This is a genomic window from Polaribacter reichenbachii (assembly GCF_001975665.1).
Taxonomy (GTDB): Bacteria; Bacteroidota; Bacteroidia; order Flavobacteriales; family Flavobacteriaceae; genus Polaribacter; species Polaribacter reichenbachii.
This window is the reverse complement of sequence record NZ_CP019419.1, coordinates 89734-106190: the sequence shown is the minus strand read 5'-3', so window position 1 is coordinate 106190 and position 16457 is coordinate 89734. Positions and strand designations below refer to the sequence as shown.

Annotated in this window: 8 protein-coding genes; all 8 read right to left on the bottom strand. The window is 29.9% G+C overall.

Annotated features, from left to right (window positions below; translation table 11 throughout):
* Nucleotides 1–40: 40 nt before the first annotated feature.
* The 8 genes from BW723_RS00425 to BW723_RS00390 all read right to left on the bottom strand — a co-directional run bounded on the left by BW723_RS00425 (nucleotide 41) and on the right by BW723_RS00390 (nucleotide 16374).
* On the bottom strand, nucleotides 41–4195 hold the full coding sequence (locus BW723_RS00425; RefSeq protein ID WP_068358591.1) for a hybrid sensor histidine kinase/response regulator transcription factor: 4155 nt from the start codon (nucleotides 4193–4195) through the stop codon (nucleotides 41–43).
* A gap of 43 nt (nucleotides 4196–4238) precedes the next feature.
* A complete protein-coding gene (locus BW723_RS00420; RefSeq protein WP_068358588.1) occupies nucleotides 4239–5618 on the bottom strand; it encodes a sugar porter family MFS transporter in 1380 nt (459 codons plus the stop codon).
* Between the two features lie 579 nt (nucleotides 5619–6197).
* A complete protein-coding gene (locus tag BW723_RS00415; protein WP_139059076.1) occupies nucleotides 6198–8354 on the bottom strand; it encodes a beta-glucosidase family protein in 2157 nt (718 codons plus the stop codon).
* 71 nt (nucleotides 8355–8425) lie between these two features.
* On the bottom strand, nucleotides 8426–10045 hold the full coding sequence (locus BW723_RS00410) for a sodium/sugar symporter (protein WP_068358586.1): 1620 nt from the start codon (nucleotides 10043–10045) through the stop codon (nucleotides 8426–8428).
* Nucleotides 10046–10053: 8 nt separating this feature from the next.
* Nucleotides 10054–11124 carry a glycoside hydrolase family 16 protein gene (locus tag BW723_RS00405; protein WP_068358582.1) on the bottom strand — a complete coding sequence of 357 codons (1071 nt, stop codon included), beginning with the start codon at nucleotides 11122–11124 and terminating at the stop codon, nucleotides 10054–10056.
* A 17-nt stretch (nucleotides 11125–11141) separates the two neighbouring features.
* Nucleotides 11142–13442, bottom strand: a complete 2301-nt coding sequence (gene bglX / locus BW723_RS00400) for a beta-glucosidase BglX (protein WP_068358579.1) — start codon at nucleotides 13440–13442, stop codon at nucleotides 11142–11144.
* Nucleotides 13443–13445: 3 nt separating this feature from the next.
* The gene (locus tag BW723_RS00395; RefSeq protein WP_076686447.1) at nucleotides 13446–14930 is read right to left on the bottom strand and encodes a glycoside hydrolase family 30 protein; all 1485 of its coding nucleotides are present in this window, start codon (nucleotides 14928–14930) and stop codon (nucleotides 13446–13448) included.
* 13 nt (nucleotides 14931–14943) lie between these two features.
* Nucleotides 14944–16374: a glycoside hydrolase family 30 protein gene (locus tag BW723_RS00390; RefSeq protein ID WP_068358576.1), complete on the bottom strand. Its 1431-nt coding sequence runs from the start codon at nucleotides 16372–16374 to the stop codon at nucleotides 14944–14946.
* Nucleotides 16375–16457: the final 83 nt, after the last annotated feature.

The following is a 16457-nucleotide window of genomic DNA, read 5'->3' as shown; positions in this document are numbered from 1 at the left end:
TTTAGTAATTAAGTGTAATTGATTTATTTGTGTTTTGATATTAATTTTTAGATATTTTAGTAGTTTCTATTTCAGAAGGTAAGATGCCAAAATGAGCTTTAAAACATTTTGAAAAATAGGATGGAGAAGAAAAACCTACACTAAAACAAGCTTCACTGATGTTTGCATTACCAGCATCTAAAATTTGCTTTGCTCTTTCCAATCTAATTTTTCTGATAAACTCATTAACAGTTTGCCCAGTTAATGCTTTAATTTTTCTATACAATTGACTTCTACTTAAATTTAATTGAGAAGCCAATTCTTCTACACTTAAATTAGAGTCAGAAATGTTATCATTAATATAATCTAATAATTTTTGAATAAATTCTTTATCAATAGAATTAGAGTTTATTTTTTCTTCTGCGCCACTAATAGCACCAAAAAATTTATCGAAAATTAATTGCCTACTGATTATTAATTGCGATAAACGTAGTTTTAATAATTTTAAATCAAAAGGTTTTACCATATATGCATCTGCACCATTTTCTATACCTTCAATTCTGTTTTCTATTGTTGTTCTTGCTGTTAGCATAAGAACTGGTATGTGGCTTGTAGATGCATCTGTTTTAATTAAGTTACAGAACTGAAAACCATCCATTTCTGGCATTACTACATCTGTAATAATAACATCGGGCAATGTTTCTTTAGCAATTTTAAACCCATTTGCACCACTACTTGTAGCAAAAACTTTGTACTCAGAACTTAGTTCTAGTTTTAAATAATCTAAAAGTTCTACGTTATCTTCTATTATTAAAATGGTTTTTGTTTTATTTAATTCTTTAGTTTTATTTGGTAAATCGTTAGTGTTTTCGGGTTTAAAAAGTAAAAATTCTTCTTTTAAGAACTCTTCTTCTTTTTCTTCTAAAACTATCTGATTTTCGTTGTAATGTTCATTGCCAACAGGTAATAGAATTTTGAATGTAGTACCTAAATTTGGTTTGCTTTGTACTTTAATAGTTCCTTTATGTAAATGCACAAAGTTTTTAACCACTTCTAAACCAATACCTGTGCCCCCAATATAGGTTTTGTTTTGATTTTCTACTTGATAAAAACGGTCGAATATTTTTTCTACTTCGTTTTCATTTAATCCAGAACCACTATCAGAAATAATTATTTGTATTGCTTTAACAGGTTTCTTATCATTTATTAATGGTAAGTTGTAGAGGTTATCATCAGATAATAATTCTATGTTTATTGCACCTCCATTTGGTGTTGCTTTTATTGCATTAGACAGCAGGTTAAAAATGATTTTCTCTAGCATTTTTTTATCAGCCCATACCTTTAAATCTGGCACATCAGAATCGACACTTAATAGGATATTTTTTTTAATTGATTCTTCTTGAAAATAGCTGGCTAAATCTTTTGTAAATTCTATTAGATTAATTTTACTAGCCCTAACTTTCATTTTGTTATGTTCTAGTTTTCTAATGTCCATTAGTTCATTAATTAATCGATAAAGTCGGTCTGTATTTTTATAAATAATTGCATGCTTCTTTTTTACACTTTCTGGTAAGTTTAATTCTTTGTTGTTTATGAGGTCTTTTATAGGGTTTAGAATTAATGTTAAAGGTGTTCTAAATTCATGAGAAATATTAGTGAAAAACTGAAGTTTATTTTTATTTAGCTCATCATTTTGAGTTTGTTGTAAACGTTCGTTTTTAAGTAATTCTTTTTCTTTTACACGCTTTTGAATTAAAATATTTAAAAAATACACAAACAAAATTAAAACTAAAGCATAAGCAAGTAAGGCAAAGTTACTTTTCCACCATGGAGGTAAAATGGTGATTTTAAGTTCTAATGGAGTTTCGTTCCATACTCCATCATTGTTAGCTGCTTTTAGTTTAAAAGTATAATTACCTTGATCTAAGTTGGTGTAAGTAGCGCTTCTTTTTCTGCCAACGTAATTCCAAGACGTTTCATATCCTTCTAAATAATATGCATAGTTGTTTTTTTCTGGTCTTGTATAATTTAACCCTGTATATTCTATTGTAAATACAGATTGTGTATGAGATAAATTAATACTTTTAGTTTCTGAAATAACTTTTTTTAACGGAGATTTTTTTGTTTGTGGTATTACTTTTTCATTAAAAAGTTTAAAACCAGTTAAATGTAAAGAAGGTATATTAGCGTTTGTTTTTATTTCTTTTGGATTAAAATAATCTAAGCCTTTAAAATTACCAAAATATAAAATTCCTTTTTCATCTTTTAAAACTGCTCCAAAATTAAAATCGTTAGATAAAAGGCCATCATGAGATGTATAATTGGTAAATTCTAGATTGTTTACATTCATTTTTGTTAAACCAGAATTACCACTAATCCAAATATTTTTATCGTTATCTTCTATAATACCAGCAACATTTCCTTCTTTTAAACCTTTAGATTTGTTATACCATGTATACGTGTCGTTAGTTTTGTTGTATTTACAAAGTCCTGAGCCTCTGGTACCAATCCAAATATCTTTTTTAGAAGATTCGTAGATATATAAAATATGGCTAGCATCTGTAGAGTTGCCCAATTCTTTTTGCATTCTTTCACCTAAAGAAAACACTTTAAACGTATTATCTTCTAACTGTTTTACGTTAAATAATCCGTCTGCAGTACCAACCCAAATAATATCTTCAGAATCTACAAAAACAGTCATTAATTTATTGCTTAAAGATTTTTCTTCTAAAAATTCTTTAGACTTGTGTTTTTTAAACTCATTGGTTTTAGGGTTGTAAGAATGTAACCCTTCAAAAAAAGTAGCAATCCAGATAATTCCTTTAGAATCTTCAGAAAAACTTCGAATGGTGTTTGATGAAAAAATATCGGGTTTGTTTTTTTTATTAAAATTAAGAAATTTTTTTGTTCCGTTTTTTAGTAGAAAAATACCATTATCCCAACTACCAGCCCATAAATTATTTTTAGAATCTAAAAATAAACTTACAATATAGTCTGAGTTTAAACCCGAATATACTTTGTTACTTTTTGTATTTATATGCGTTATTTTTGATGTTTTTAAATTGTAAACATCTATACCACCACCATCTGTAGAAATCCATAATCTATCTGATTTATCTTTTACAATACTAGTTACAGAAGCTGTATTTAATGAGTTGGTTTTATTTGGTAAACTTTTAATATTATTAAATTTATTAAAAAGGTGATCGCTAACAGCAATACCACTATTAAAATAGCCTAACCATATTCTATCATTTTTATCAATAAAAAGTTCCCAAATAGAGTTGTGTAGTATGCTGTTTTCTTCAGATTTATTGTAGAGATAATTTTTTATAATTTCATCATTTTCATCCAAATGAAAAAGACCATCGTTTTCTGTACCAATCATCATTGTATTGTTTGATAATTGCATGATTTTTAAAATCTTTTTTCTAGAAAAATCTAATTTTTTTAGATTAATGATGTTGTTATTTCTATCATCAGTAAGTTCGCATTTATAAACGCCTTTTTCTCTTTGAAAGCCAATCCATAAATTATTATTATTGTCTAGGTAAAGATCTTCGATTGCAGCATCAATAGATTTTTTGTCATCTGCAAAAATTCTGGTGTGTATAAGTTTGTTATGTATAAAATCTATTTCTTTTAAACCAAGATTTGTACCTACAAAAGTTTTGCCTTGTTTAGTGTGTTTTATACTATTTATGGTTAAATCTGTAGAATTATTGTCTAAAATTCTAGTGGTTTCTAAACTGTTGATATTAAGTTTGTAAAGTCCTTTGTTATCTGTGCCAATTAATAAATTTCCAGAAGAATCTTCTTCTATAGCAGTTACATTTTCTTTAAGCGTGCTGTTTTTGTTTATTTGTATTCTTTTAAACTGATCTAAATCTCTAATGTAAAGATTTAATCCGTTTTCTGTACCACACCAAAGTCTGTTTTTACTGTCTATAAAGCTACATTGTACAAGATTGCTGCTTAAAGAGTTAGTGTTTTCGAAATTAAATTTATAAGCAGTGTAATCAATGCCATCAAATTTATACAAACCTGTTCCAATTGTTCCAATCCAAATAAAACCATAATGATCTTGTACTATAGAAGAAACTGCTACTTTAGGTATACCTTCTTTTATATTTACAAAACTATATTCTTTATTGGTTTTTTGAGCATATAAATTTATACTCAAAAACAAGATTATTAAAACATAGATTTTTTTCATATTTTAAATTTGATGGTTGGTTTAATATACAGATTTATTGATATTATTTACTCCAAATAGCTTCTATTTCTTCTAGAGATTTACCTTTAGTTTCTGGTATAAATTTATAAGTGAATATAATTATAATTATAATAAAGAAAGAAAAAATAAAATAAGGTAAAGAACCATTCCAAAAATTATTGTTGTTTAATTCGCTAACTGTAACCATAGGAAAAGATTGAGATACCACATAATTACCAGCCCATTGTACAGCTACAGCTACAGACATAGCTACACTTCTAATTTTATTAGGAAACATTTCTGATAATACCACCCAAACTACGGGCCCCATAGAAAGCGCAAAAGACCCAATAAAAGTTAAAACACCTAAAAGAGATAAAATACCAATAGATTGTTGTTGAATGGTAAAACCTAAAATTAAAAAACCTGTTAGCATACCAACAGAACCAATGTAAACTAAAGGTTTTCTTCCAAATTTATCTACAGTTACCATGGCTATTAAGGTAAAAATTAAATTTACAAAAGCCAATAATACTTGTTGTTTTAAAATATCATCTTTACCAAAACCTAAAGATTTTTCAAAAATATCTGCACCATAATACAAAACAGCATTAATACCTGTAAATTGTTGAAGCAGAGAAAATACAGAGCCTATAATTATAATTGTAATAATACTTTTAGAAAAATAATTTACTTTTCCTTTTTTAGTTTCTTTAGTTAAAGAATTTTTAATTTCTTCAACTTCTTTTTTAGCATTTTCTTTACCGTGTATTTTTGTTAAAACGACTAAAGCCTCTTTATTTTTATTTTTTAGTAAAAGCCATCTTGGACTTTTAGGAACCAGAAATAAAGCAGTTAAAAATAAACCACTAGGTATTAATTCAGACCAAAACATCCTTCTCCAACCAAACGCTAAATTTTCAGCTTCGGTTAAATTGTTTCCAATAAAATAAGTAACTAAAAAAACGGCAAAAAAACCAATTACAATTGCCAGTTGATAATAAGTAACAAGTTTACCTCTTTTATTGGCAGGTGCAATTTCTGCAATATACATAGGTGCATTCATAGAAGCTATACCAATACCTAAACCACCAATTATTCTAAAAACAACTAATAAAGCAACAGATTCTTCTAAAAAACTAGGTAACCCAGAACCCCAAGCAGATATGGTAAATAAAATGGCAGAAATAATTAAAGAAGTTTTCCTTCCTAATTTTATACTTAAAGGTCCTGCAATAACTGCACCAAATAAACATCCTAAAAGAGCACTACCTACTACCCATCCTTTTGTAGCTGCATCTAATTGAAAATATTTTGTTAAGTAAAACTGAGCTCCGTTTATTACACCTGTGTCATAACCAAAAAGTAAGCCCCCTAAAGCAGTTATAGAAGTTATTAATAATAGAAATTTTGCATTATTCATATGGCGATATTATTTGTTTTATTAAGTTAAAAAAAAGATTTAATCTCTTATCAAAGAAAGTTTAAAGATAGAATTACAACTTAAAAAAGGGTGCAACAGAATAAACATCTAGTAGCAGAAATGTTGCTTTTGTGTAGAAAAGAGGGGGTTAAAATTTAGGTAATGGATAGAACCTTTATCATTTAAATTTTAAAGAGGAATTATAATAATTTTTTTAAAATATAATTAAAGAAGAATATTTTTAAGAGTGTTTCTACTTTTTATATTTAAAAGAAGAGGTTATTAAAAGAGTAAGACTAGGTTAAATTTTGTGTACTAATCTTAATAATAGTTTAGAAATACTTATTAAAATGTATTTTGTAATAGTATTTTTTAAAAAAAAATCATAAAATAACAATAAAAATAGAGTAGAAAGTACTTTCTTTTTTTGTTTTGCTACAGGATTAAATAATAGAATTTTGAAATGTTTTATTATTAAAATATGTGCAAATAGATTCTCTTTTAAGCTACATAAAAGAAATTATTTTCTGGATGATAATAACTTAAATTAATTTGTTGTTAAAACTTTTTTATACTCTTTTATTGCTCTAATGTAATAAGAAGTTTAGCAGTTGCTTTTATATTATTTGAAGCTGTACCTACTAAAATTTCAAAGCTACCTGGTTCTACTTTCCAATCTTCTGTAACAGCATCCCAAAAAGCAAAATCTCTATTTTTTAGAGTGAAGTATAAAGTCTGTTTTTTACCAGCAGTTAATTGCACTTTTTTAAAATCTTTTAACTCTTTAATTGGTCGTTTAACAGATGATTCTACATCACGAACATATATCTGTACAATTTCTTTACCATCTACAGCACCAGTATTTTCTAAGTCAATTTTAAAATTAATAGAATCACCTATGTTGATATAATTTTTTTCTAACACTAAGTTGTTATATTCAAATGTAGTATATGATAAGCCATAACCAAAAGCGTAAAGGGGTTCTATAGCTTTATTTTCGTACCAACGATATCCCATAAATACACCTTCATCATATTTAATATCTGTAATTGGGTCTATAATTCTATGATCTTCGTCCCAACCTGTATACAATTCTTTTCCTTCTGGAATGTAGCCATATCCTGGTGAGTCTTCAAATTTTTTCTCTATGGTAATAGGTAATTTTGCAGATGGATTTGTAATACCAGCTACTATTTCAGCAAAGCCTTTAAAACCAATTTGTCCAGGATACCAACTATAAATAAGTCCAGCAATATCATTATTCCATTCGCTCATATTTGTTCCACTTCCAGAGCTAACAGAAACAATTGTATTCTTATTTAAAGAAGCAATATGTTTAATTTCTGAATTGATTTTCTCAGGAAAGTTAAAAGATTTGTCCCAACCTTCAGAATCAAAAGTACCAGTGCTGTAAATTATATGACTATGTGTTTTTATATCATTATCTGTTGGATTTTTAATATAGCTAACTTTATCACCATAAATTTCTTTAAGAGCTGTAAACATTGTTACATGATCGTAGCCAACTACCTCAGCAGCTCCACTTCCGTGCGGAATTTTATCAGCATATTCACCTGTTAGTAAAATCGAGATTTCATCATTTTTATGAATAGGTAAAACGTTGTTGTTTTTAAGAAGTACAATACTTTCTCTTCCTGTTTGTAAAGCCACTTCTACGTGTTGATCGAAATTTTTAAAATAAGAAGCATCTTTAATTGGGCGTTCTAACAAACCCATAGCAATTTCTGTAGTAAGAATATTGGTAACCATTCTGTTGATGTCTTCTTCTTTTACTTTTCCTTTTTCAAGAAGCGTTTTGGCAGTGAATCGTAAAAAGAATTCATCTTTTTTCATATAGTCTGGGTATTCAGCTCTTGGTTCTCCGGGCATGTCAAGATCAAGCCCAGATTTTATCACTTTTTCAGCATCATAAATAGACCACCAATCACTCATCACTAACCATTTAAAGCCTAAGTCTTCTCTCAAAAGACCAGTAATTACATCTTTACTTTGTCCAGCATATTCACCATTAACTAAATTATATGAGGTCATTACAGCCATTGCACCAGCCTCAAAAGCAGGTAAATAAATTTCGTGTAAGGTTCTATTATCTACTACAGAATTTGATGTTCTTCGCTTATAATCTGTATTATTTGCAATAAAGTGTTTAAGTGTTGCTATTGTGCCAGTACTTTGCATACCAACCACATAATTTTCTATCATTCTTGCAGCTAAGAAAGGGTCTTCTCCAAAGTATTCAAAATTTCTCCCATTTTGTGAAATACGATAGATATTCATTCCAGGACCTAATAACACAGCAATTTCACCAGCTCTACACTCTTCTCCAATAGATTTTGCATAATTACTAGCCAACTCTTTGTTCCAAGTACTTGCTAAAGCAATTGGACTTGGAAAAGCAACTGATTTTTCTAGTTGATCATCTAGGTGAGAACGAATGTTAACTCCTTGTGTTGCATCTGAGAGATACATAGCTGGTACATTAAACTTTTCAAATCCTTTTGTAAAAAACACATTATGACCACCAATTAATGAAATTTTTTCATCTATAGTCATTTGATCTATTATTTTTAAAGCTTGGTTTTTTGCATCCTTATAAGCAATTGGAGGTTGAAAAGGTTGAAAAATTGCTTCGGATTTAAATTCTTGTTTTTCTACTTGTTGATTACAAGAATTGATAAAAAAACATAGTAAAAGAATTGAAACTAAATTTTTCATAATGTTAAGCTAAAATATGTATTTGTAAAAAGCCTCTTTAAAGAAAAGCTTATGGTTTAGTTTTATGTTAATTAATTCCAGAATAGAGTATAAAGAACCACTAAAATTAGCATAATAGCGAATGCTCCAATATTAAATAAAGGACTAGTTTTAAATAATTCTTTTGTAATTTCTATACCTTTTTTATCATCTTTACCTTTGTGCTGTATAAAACTTGTTATAACAATTACAACCATTGTTAAAACCGCTGTTAATCCCATTTGATCCATCCAAGGCATAGCCGTAGTTTTAAATACAAGAGCAATAGGTATAGAGACTAATGCCCCAATAATTGCAGCTTTATTGGTTGTTTTTTTCCAAAATAACCCTAGCATAAATACTGCTAAAATACCTGGAGATACTATACCTGTATATTCTTGTATAAATTGAAAAGCTTGATCTATTCCGCCTAAAAGTGGTGCCATAATACAAGCAATAACTAAAGCAACAAAGGCAGAAATTCTTCCTGTATTTACAGTAGCTTTATCGCTTGCATTTTTATTGATGTATTGCTTATAAATATCCATTGTAAATATTGTTGAAGTAGAATTTAACATCGAGGCTAAAGAAGAAACTATTGCAGCTGCTAAAGCTGCAAATGCAATACCTTTCATACCTGTAGGTAAAAATTGTAACAACCAAGGGTAAGCTTTATCAGCTTGTTTTAAAGTGGGGAAGTTTTTTAAACCAGCTTCTCCTAAACGAGCCATAATTTCTGGGTCATTAACCATTACATAAGCAGCAATACCTGGAACAACAACTATAAGTGGAATAACTAACTTTAAAAATGCAGCAAGAAGAATACCTTTTTGAGATTCTTTTAAAGATTTTGCAGCTAAAGTTCTTTGGATAATATATTGATTGAACCCCCAATAATATAAGTTGGCAACCCATAAGCCACCCACTAAAACACCTATACCTGGTAAGTTTTTAAATTCAGGATTAGATTTATCTAAAATCATTGCAAATCTGTCTGGTGCAGCATTGTAAACAGTTTTAATTCCTTCTAGTACACCTTCTCCTCCAGAAACGGTATTTAGAGCTAAATATGTAGTAACCAAACCACCAAGAACTAAAAATACAACCTGAATTACGTCTGTCCAAGCCACTGCAGAAAGGCCACCATATAAAGAGTAAGCAGCTGCAAATAAGGCAAGGCCAATAACTCCATAAATCATTGGAATACCCATTATGGTTTCTAAAGCTAATGATCCTAAATAAAGAACAGAAGCCAGATTTACAAATACATACAAAGCAATCCAAAAAACGGCTAGAATTGTTTTTAAGTTTGTAGAGAAACGTTTTTCTACAAATTCAGGAATTGTGTACAATCCTTTTTCAATAAATATGGGTAAGAAATATTTACCTACAATTATTAAAGTAATTGCAGCCATCCATTCGTAAGACGCAATGGCTAATCCTAAAGCAAACCCAGAGCCAGACATTCCTATAAATTGTTCTGCAGAAATATTTGCAGCAATTAAGCTTGCACCAATTGCCCACCAAGGTAAACTTTTGCTTGCTAAAAAATAATCTTCAGCATTTTTTTCATGCCCTTTTTTATCACGAGAAACCCAAAGGCCTACACCAAGAATTAAGATAGCGTATGCTATAAAAATTATATAATCTAATAATTGAAAATTTGCTGTCATTTTTGGTCTTATTGATAAACTCTTACATAATCTATTTCCATAGTAGATACATCAAAATTAGGATCGATAGTACCCCCTAAATTACCACCCATAGCTATATTTAAAATCAAAAATTGATTGTTGTAAAACGGCCATGTATCATTATTTTTAGTTGATGGATTATAGGTATAATATTCTACATCATCTAATAGAAAAGTTATACTACTTTCTGTCCAAATGGCAGAGTATATATGAAATTCTGTGGTTTCATTACTAATAGAAGTAACCTTATGATTAACAGTGTTGCCAGAGCTGGATGTTGTATGTAAAGCACTTGATATTTGCCCTGGATTATTACCAACATACTCCATAATATCAATTTCACCACAAGCAGGCCAACCTACCGAACCAAAATTTGCTCCAAGCATCCAAATAGCAGGCCAAACACCACCACCTGCAGGTAGTTTAGCACGTACATCAACTCTACCATAGGTAAACTCAAATTTACCAGCAGTAATAAGTCTTGCTGAAGTATACTCAGACCCTCCAAAACTTTCTTTTTTGGCAGTAATTTTTAAGACACCATTTTCTACTTTTGCATTGTCTAATCTATCTGTGTAATATTGAGATTCGTTATTACCCCAACCATTATCACCAGTACCTGTGTTGTAACCCCAATTAGCAGAATTAGGAGCGCCATTAGCATCAAATTCATCTTGCCAAATTAGTGCTAATTCTGTTTTTACATAAACTGAAAGTGAATATGTAACACTAGTATTACCAGATGAATTATACGCAGCAACTATAATTTCGTAATTATTAGTACCACCTTGTGTAAAAGTGTAACTAAATGTGTTTTGAGTAAGCTCTAAAGTTTCGTTATTAATTAAAACTTTATAAGAGGTTGCATTGGTAGCTGTAATTGTAAAATCTACAACACCACTACCATCTCCATTAGGGTTATTAGTGTCTGCGCCAAAAATAACTCCAGATATAGATAAGTTTGTTGGTGGGTTTGGTTCATCAATTTGATTATCACTACTACAAGACAGAAATGACAATAAAATTAAAGTAATTGCTAGAAGAAAATTATTTTTCATTGTTTTTATATTTGTTTTTATTTTAAGATAAATTGGTTAGAAAGTGTGGCATTTGAATTTCCGCCAACATATACGTTAAATTCACCAGGCTCTACAATAAATTGTCCTTTGTTTGTGTAAAATCCTAATTCTTTTTCAGTAAAGGTAAACTCAATTGTTTTGGTTTCTTTTGGGTTTAGCGCTACCATTTTAAAACCTTTTAATTCTTTTACAGGTCTTGCTATAGCAGCAAATTTATCTTGAATGTAAAGTTGTGCAACCTCTTTTCCTTGTACGCTTCCTGTATTACTTACATCAACAGAAATACTAATTTTTCTGTCTGCTAAGGCGTTTATTTTTAGGTTTTTGTAAGAAAACGTTGTGTAACTTAAACCATATCCGAAAGGATATAATGGCCTGTTGCTTTCATCACTATAATGAGACCAAAAAACAACATCACTATTTTCTCCATAAGGACGCCCAGTGTTTTTATAATTATAGTAAATAGGAATTTGTCCAACACTTCTAGGAAATGTCATGGGTAGTTTTCCACTTGGGTTGTAATCGCCATACAACACTTGTGCAATTGCATTACCACTTTGTACCCCAAGATGCCACGCTTCTACAATAGCAGGTATATTTTTATCTGCCCATGTAATTGCAAGTGGTCTACCATTGGTTAATACAAGAACAATTTTTTTATTTATGTTGTAAATTGCTTCTAAGAGTTTTTGTTGAACACCAGGAAGATCAATATTGGTTCTACTTCTTCCTTCTCCTGTTTGATAACCATGTTCTCCTAAAACCATAACAACAATATCAGATTCTTTGGCTAGTTGTATTGCTTCTGCAAAGCCAGAAGTGTCTGTTTCATTTATTTTAAGTTCGTTTACAAAGGTTACCTTAGAATCTTTAGTAATTACATCTGCACCTTTAGCATATTTTAGTGTATTGCCTTTGTATTGTTGCAACCCTTCTAAAACAGAAACAGCTGTTCCATCATCGCCAGCTATTCTCCAGCTACCTAAAGGACTCGTTTTGTCGTTGGCTAAAGCACCAATCAATGCAATTTTCTGATTTTCTTTTTTTAAGGGTAATAAATTGTTTTCGTTTTTAAGTAAAACAATTGATTTTTTAGCGATATCTAAAGCATCTTCATGAAACTCTTTTTTACCAATTGTATTTTTTTCATTTTCTAGGTTACAATATTTATAAGGATCATCAAATAAACCTAATTCAAATTTTACTCTTAAAATTCGTTTTACAGCATCATCAATAAGTATTTCATCAACTTTACCTTCTTTTACCAAATTTGCCAATTCTGCTAAATAAGCACTAGATTCCATATCCATATCAGAACCTGCTTTAACCGCTAATTCTGCAGCATGTTTATTGTTTTTTGCGTAACCATGGGGTGTCATTTCTGCAATAGATCCCCAATCAGAAACTACAAACCCGTTAAAATTCCACTCTTTTTTTAATACTTCTCTTTGTAGAAATTCATTACCAGTTGCTGGGATATCATTTAATAAATTAAAAGAATTCATAAAAGTTCTTACGCCAGCTTCTGTAACAGCTTTAAAAGGAGGGAAGATGACGTTGTATAAGGTTGATGTACCTACATCTACAGTATTATACTCGCGACCAGCTTCTGCAAATCCATAACCTGCAAAATGTTTTGCACAAGCAGCTATTGTTTTTGCGGAAGATAAATCTTTACCTTGAAAACCTTGTACTCTTGCAACTCCAATTTTAGAACCTAAATATGGGTCTTCTCCTGCACCTTCCATAACGCGTCCCCAGCGTGCATCTCTATAAATATCTACCATAGGAGCAAATGTCCAGTTTATGCCAGATGCTGCTGTTTCTTCGGCTGCATTTTGTGCTGCTTTTTTAATCGCTTCTAAATCCCAACTTGCAGATTCTGCTAAAGGTATTGGGCCAATTGTTTTGTATCCGTGAATTACATCAAACCCAAAAATTAACGGAATTCCTAACCTGGTTTCTTCTACAGCTATTTTTTGAAGTGCTTTAACTTGTTTAACACCTTTTACATTAAGCATGGAGCCTACTAATCCTTTTTTTAGGTGTTCGTATTTTAATGCTGCTTGATCTCCAGATTTAGGTGCTGGACCAGTGGCATCCCAAAAACCATTGTATTGATTCATTTGACCTATTTTTTCTTCTAAGGTCATTTTTAATAATAGGCTATCAATACTTTGTTCTATATTTAAGTTTGTAGAACTTTTAATATAGTTTTTTTGTGATATATTAGTATTGTTTTTTGAAACTTTGCATGATAAACAAAGTATCAAACAAATTAAGATTACTTTTTTCATGTTTTAGTATAATACTGATTGCATTGCATGTGGTTCAATTTCTAAAGAAATTTCATTATTTCCAACAATTAAATTATAAACTATTTTACTGTTAGTTTTATTCATAACCACAGTAACAATAGAGCCATCTATATTTTTAAAAGATGTACTTTCTAGTGTGCTTCTGCTAGTTGTTGTACTAACTCTCACTGCTTTTGGGTTAATAAACTTTGAGAAATGACCAATATAATAATAAGATGGTGTGTAAATTAATTCATTTGTTGTGGTATCTGCATGTATAGGTGCAAAGCAAAAATTCTGAACATGATTAGGCCCTCCGTTTTCATTTAGTAAAATATTCCAGTCTGTCCATCCAACAGTTCCGCTATTAAAATCGTTAATCATAGAATTTCCATAACGCTCAGCATTAGACCATCTTTGGTATTCATTTGCATCAAATTTTTCTTGACATCCTTCTGTAAACAATAAGTTTTTGGTTGGAAAAGATTCTTTAATATTCTTTAGGTTGTCATATTTAGGATCACCACCTGTCCAAGTTTCATACCAATGATACCCAATTCCCCAAGCATATTTCATAGCTTCTTTGTCTTCGAAAATAGTATTGGCTCTGTGAGAGATTAAATCTCTGTTATGATCCCAAACTACAATGTTTTTATCAGCAAATCCATTTTTTTCAAAGGTTGGACCTAAATTGTTTTTTAAGAAATCACGTTCTTCTTCTGCTGTATAAATACAAGATTCCCAACGTTGAACCGCCATTGGTTCATTTTGTATGGTTACACCCCAAACAGGAATGCCTTCTTGTTCGTAAGCCTTTATAAATTTTACAAAATAATCTGCCCAAGTTTGGTAGTATTTTGGCAGTAATTTACCACCTTGTAACATGTGGTTATTGGTTTTCATAAATGCAGGTGGACTCCAAGGACTTGCGTAAAACACTAAATCGTCTTTTATTAATGCTTGTGCGCGTTTTATCATTGGTATACGTTTTACTTTATCCTTTTTTATAGAGAATGTTTTAAGTTCCTTATCTCCATCTTCAATATAAGTATGGCTTCCTAAACCAAAATCGCTACTATGAATACTGGTTCTAATAATGTTGTAATTAATACCTTCTTCAGAATAATAAGCTTTTAGCAATTCTTCTTGTTTATCTGCACTTAATTTAGAAAAAACTTCTGAAGAAGCATCTGTTATTGCGCCACCTATACCTAAAAATTCTTGGAAAGTTTTTTGGGGATTTACAAAGATGGAAACATCTGTTTCTTTAGGTTGATTAGACTGTTTAAATATATTTTCGTTAGTTAGAGATAACCTTAAATCTGTGTCTTTAGCTGTTGTATAAATAATAGCTTTTTTATTAAGTAAAGATTTTGGTGTTATTTGTGTTGCTTTAAGATTTTCTTCTACAAAAGCATCTTTTTTAGAACTATTACACGAAATCATTAATAGCGTTAAGGTTATTATTGAAATACTTTTTTTTATCATTTTTTTATTTTTTTTATAATTTCCATACATAAGTACCAACTGCTCCTGCTTTTAGTGAAGTAGTTATGGGTTGGTCTAGTACATTTATATTGAAAGATTTATCTATTGAAGTGTTGTTAAGAACAATAACAACAATTTCATTATTAGGTGTTTTAAAAGCGACGTTAGGTAAATCATTGGTGTAGTTAGAGCTAATTCTTGTAGAACCAGGTCTTACTAATTTAGAAGCATGTGCAATAATATAATAGGCATCATTTTTTGTTACATTGTTGCCATCTATTGTAAGAGCGCCCAAACATTCTGTACAACCTCCAGGAGTATGTGGTTCTAAGTTAGAATTAGAAGCTAAGTTCCATTCTAATACTGTTTTACACCAATTTCTAGTAGCACCAACAATTAATTCTTTTGTATGCCAACGTAAATTGTCTGCAAAATTGCTATTTGCACCTACCCATTGTTCTGTAAAATATAAGTTTTTATTAGGATATGTGTTATGAACGCTACTTAGATTATTTATATCACCTGCATAAAGATGAAAAGCTGCACCATCTATATATTTGTTAGCTTCAGCATCATTATAAATACTGATAGGATAAGAAGTGTTGTCTGCATTATGATCCCAAACAATAATTTTGGTTTTAATTTCTTCGGATGCAAATTTAGGACCTAAATGATTTTTAATAAATTCAGCTTGATCAGCAGCTTCCATATACATGCTTGGATTATTACCATCATGATGAGGTTCGTTTTGTATGGTAATTGCATCTATTGTTATGTTTTCTTGTTGATAGGCTTGTATGTATTTTACAAAATAATGAGCATATACATCATAATATTCTGGTTTTAAACTACCTCCTATAGAATTGTTGTTGTCTTTCATCCAAATAGGAGCAGACCAAGGAGAGCCCATGATTTTAATAGCTGGGTTTATAGTCAAAATTTCTTTTAAAACAGGAATTAAGTTTTCTTTGTCTTTTTCTATAGAAAATTGATTTAAATTAATGTCTGTTTGGCCAGATTCTAAATCATTGTAAGAAAAAACTTCAGCATCTAAATCAGAAGCCCCAACACTTACTCTTAAATAGCTTACGCCAATACCATTTTCACTAAAAAGTTCGTTTAATGTTTTTGATCTTTCTGTTTGAGACATATTGTTTAGCAGCATAGCACTACCACCTGTTAAAGAAAAACCAAATCCGTCTATTTCTTGATAAGTTATATTAGGGGCTACATTAATAGAAAAATTAATATTTGTTACATAATTCGGGATACTTTTTTCATAAAATTGAAATAATTCGGTTTTATCTGCATTTGTTAAGTAAAGATCTACATTACTATAAGAAATGCTTGAATCATCAGTAATATCATTTACTTTGTCTATAGCAGAGTTTGATGAACAACTCCACAAAAAGTATAAAGAAAATAAAATGGCAATATGTTTCATACTAATTATTATTAAAATATTATACTTTAATAAAGCCCATATTTAAATTGAATATGGGCTTTAAACAATTAATTTAAATAATT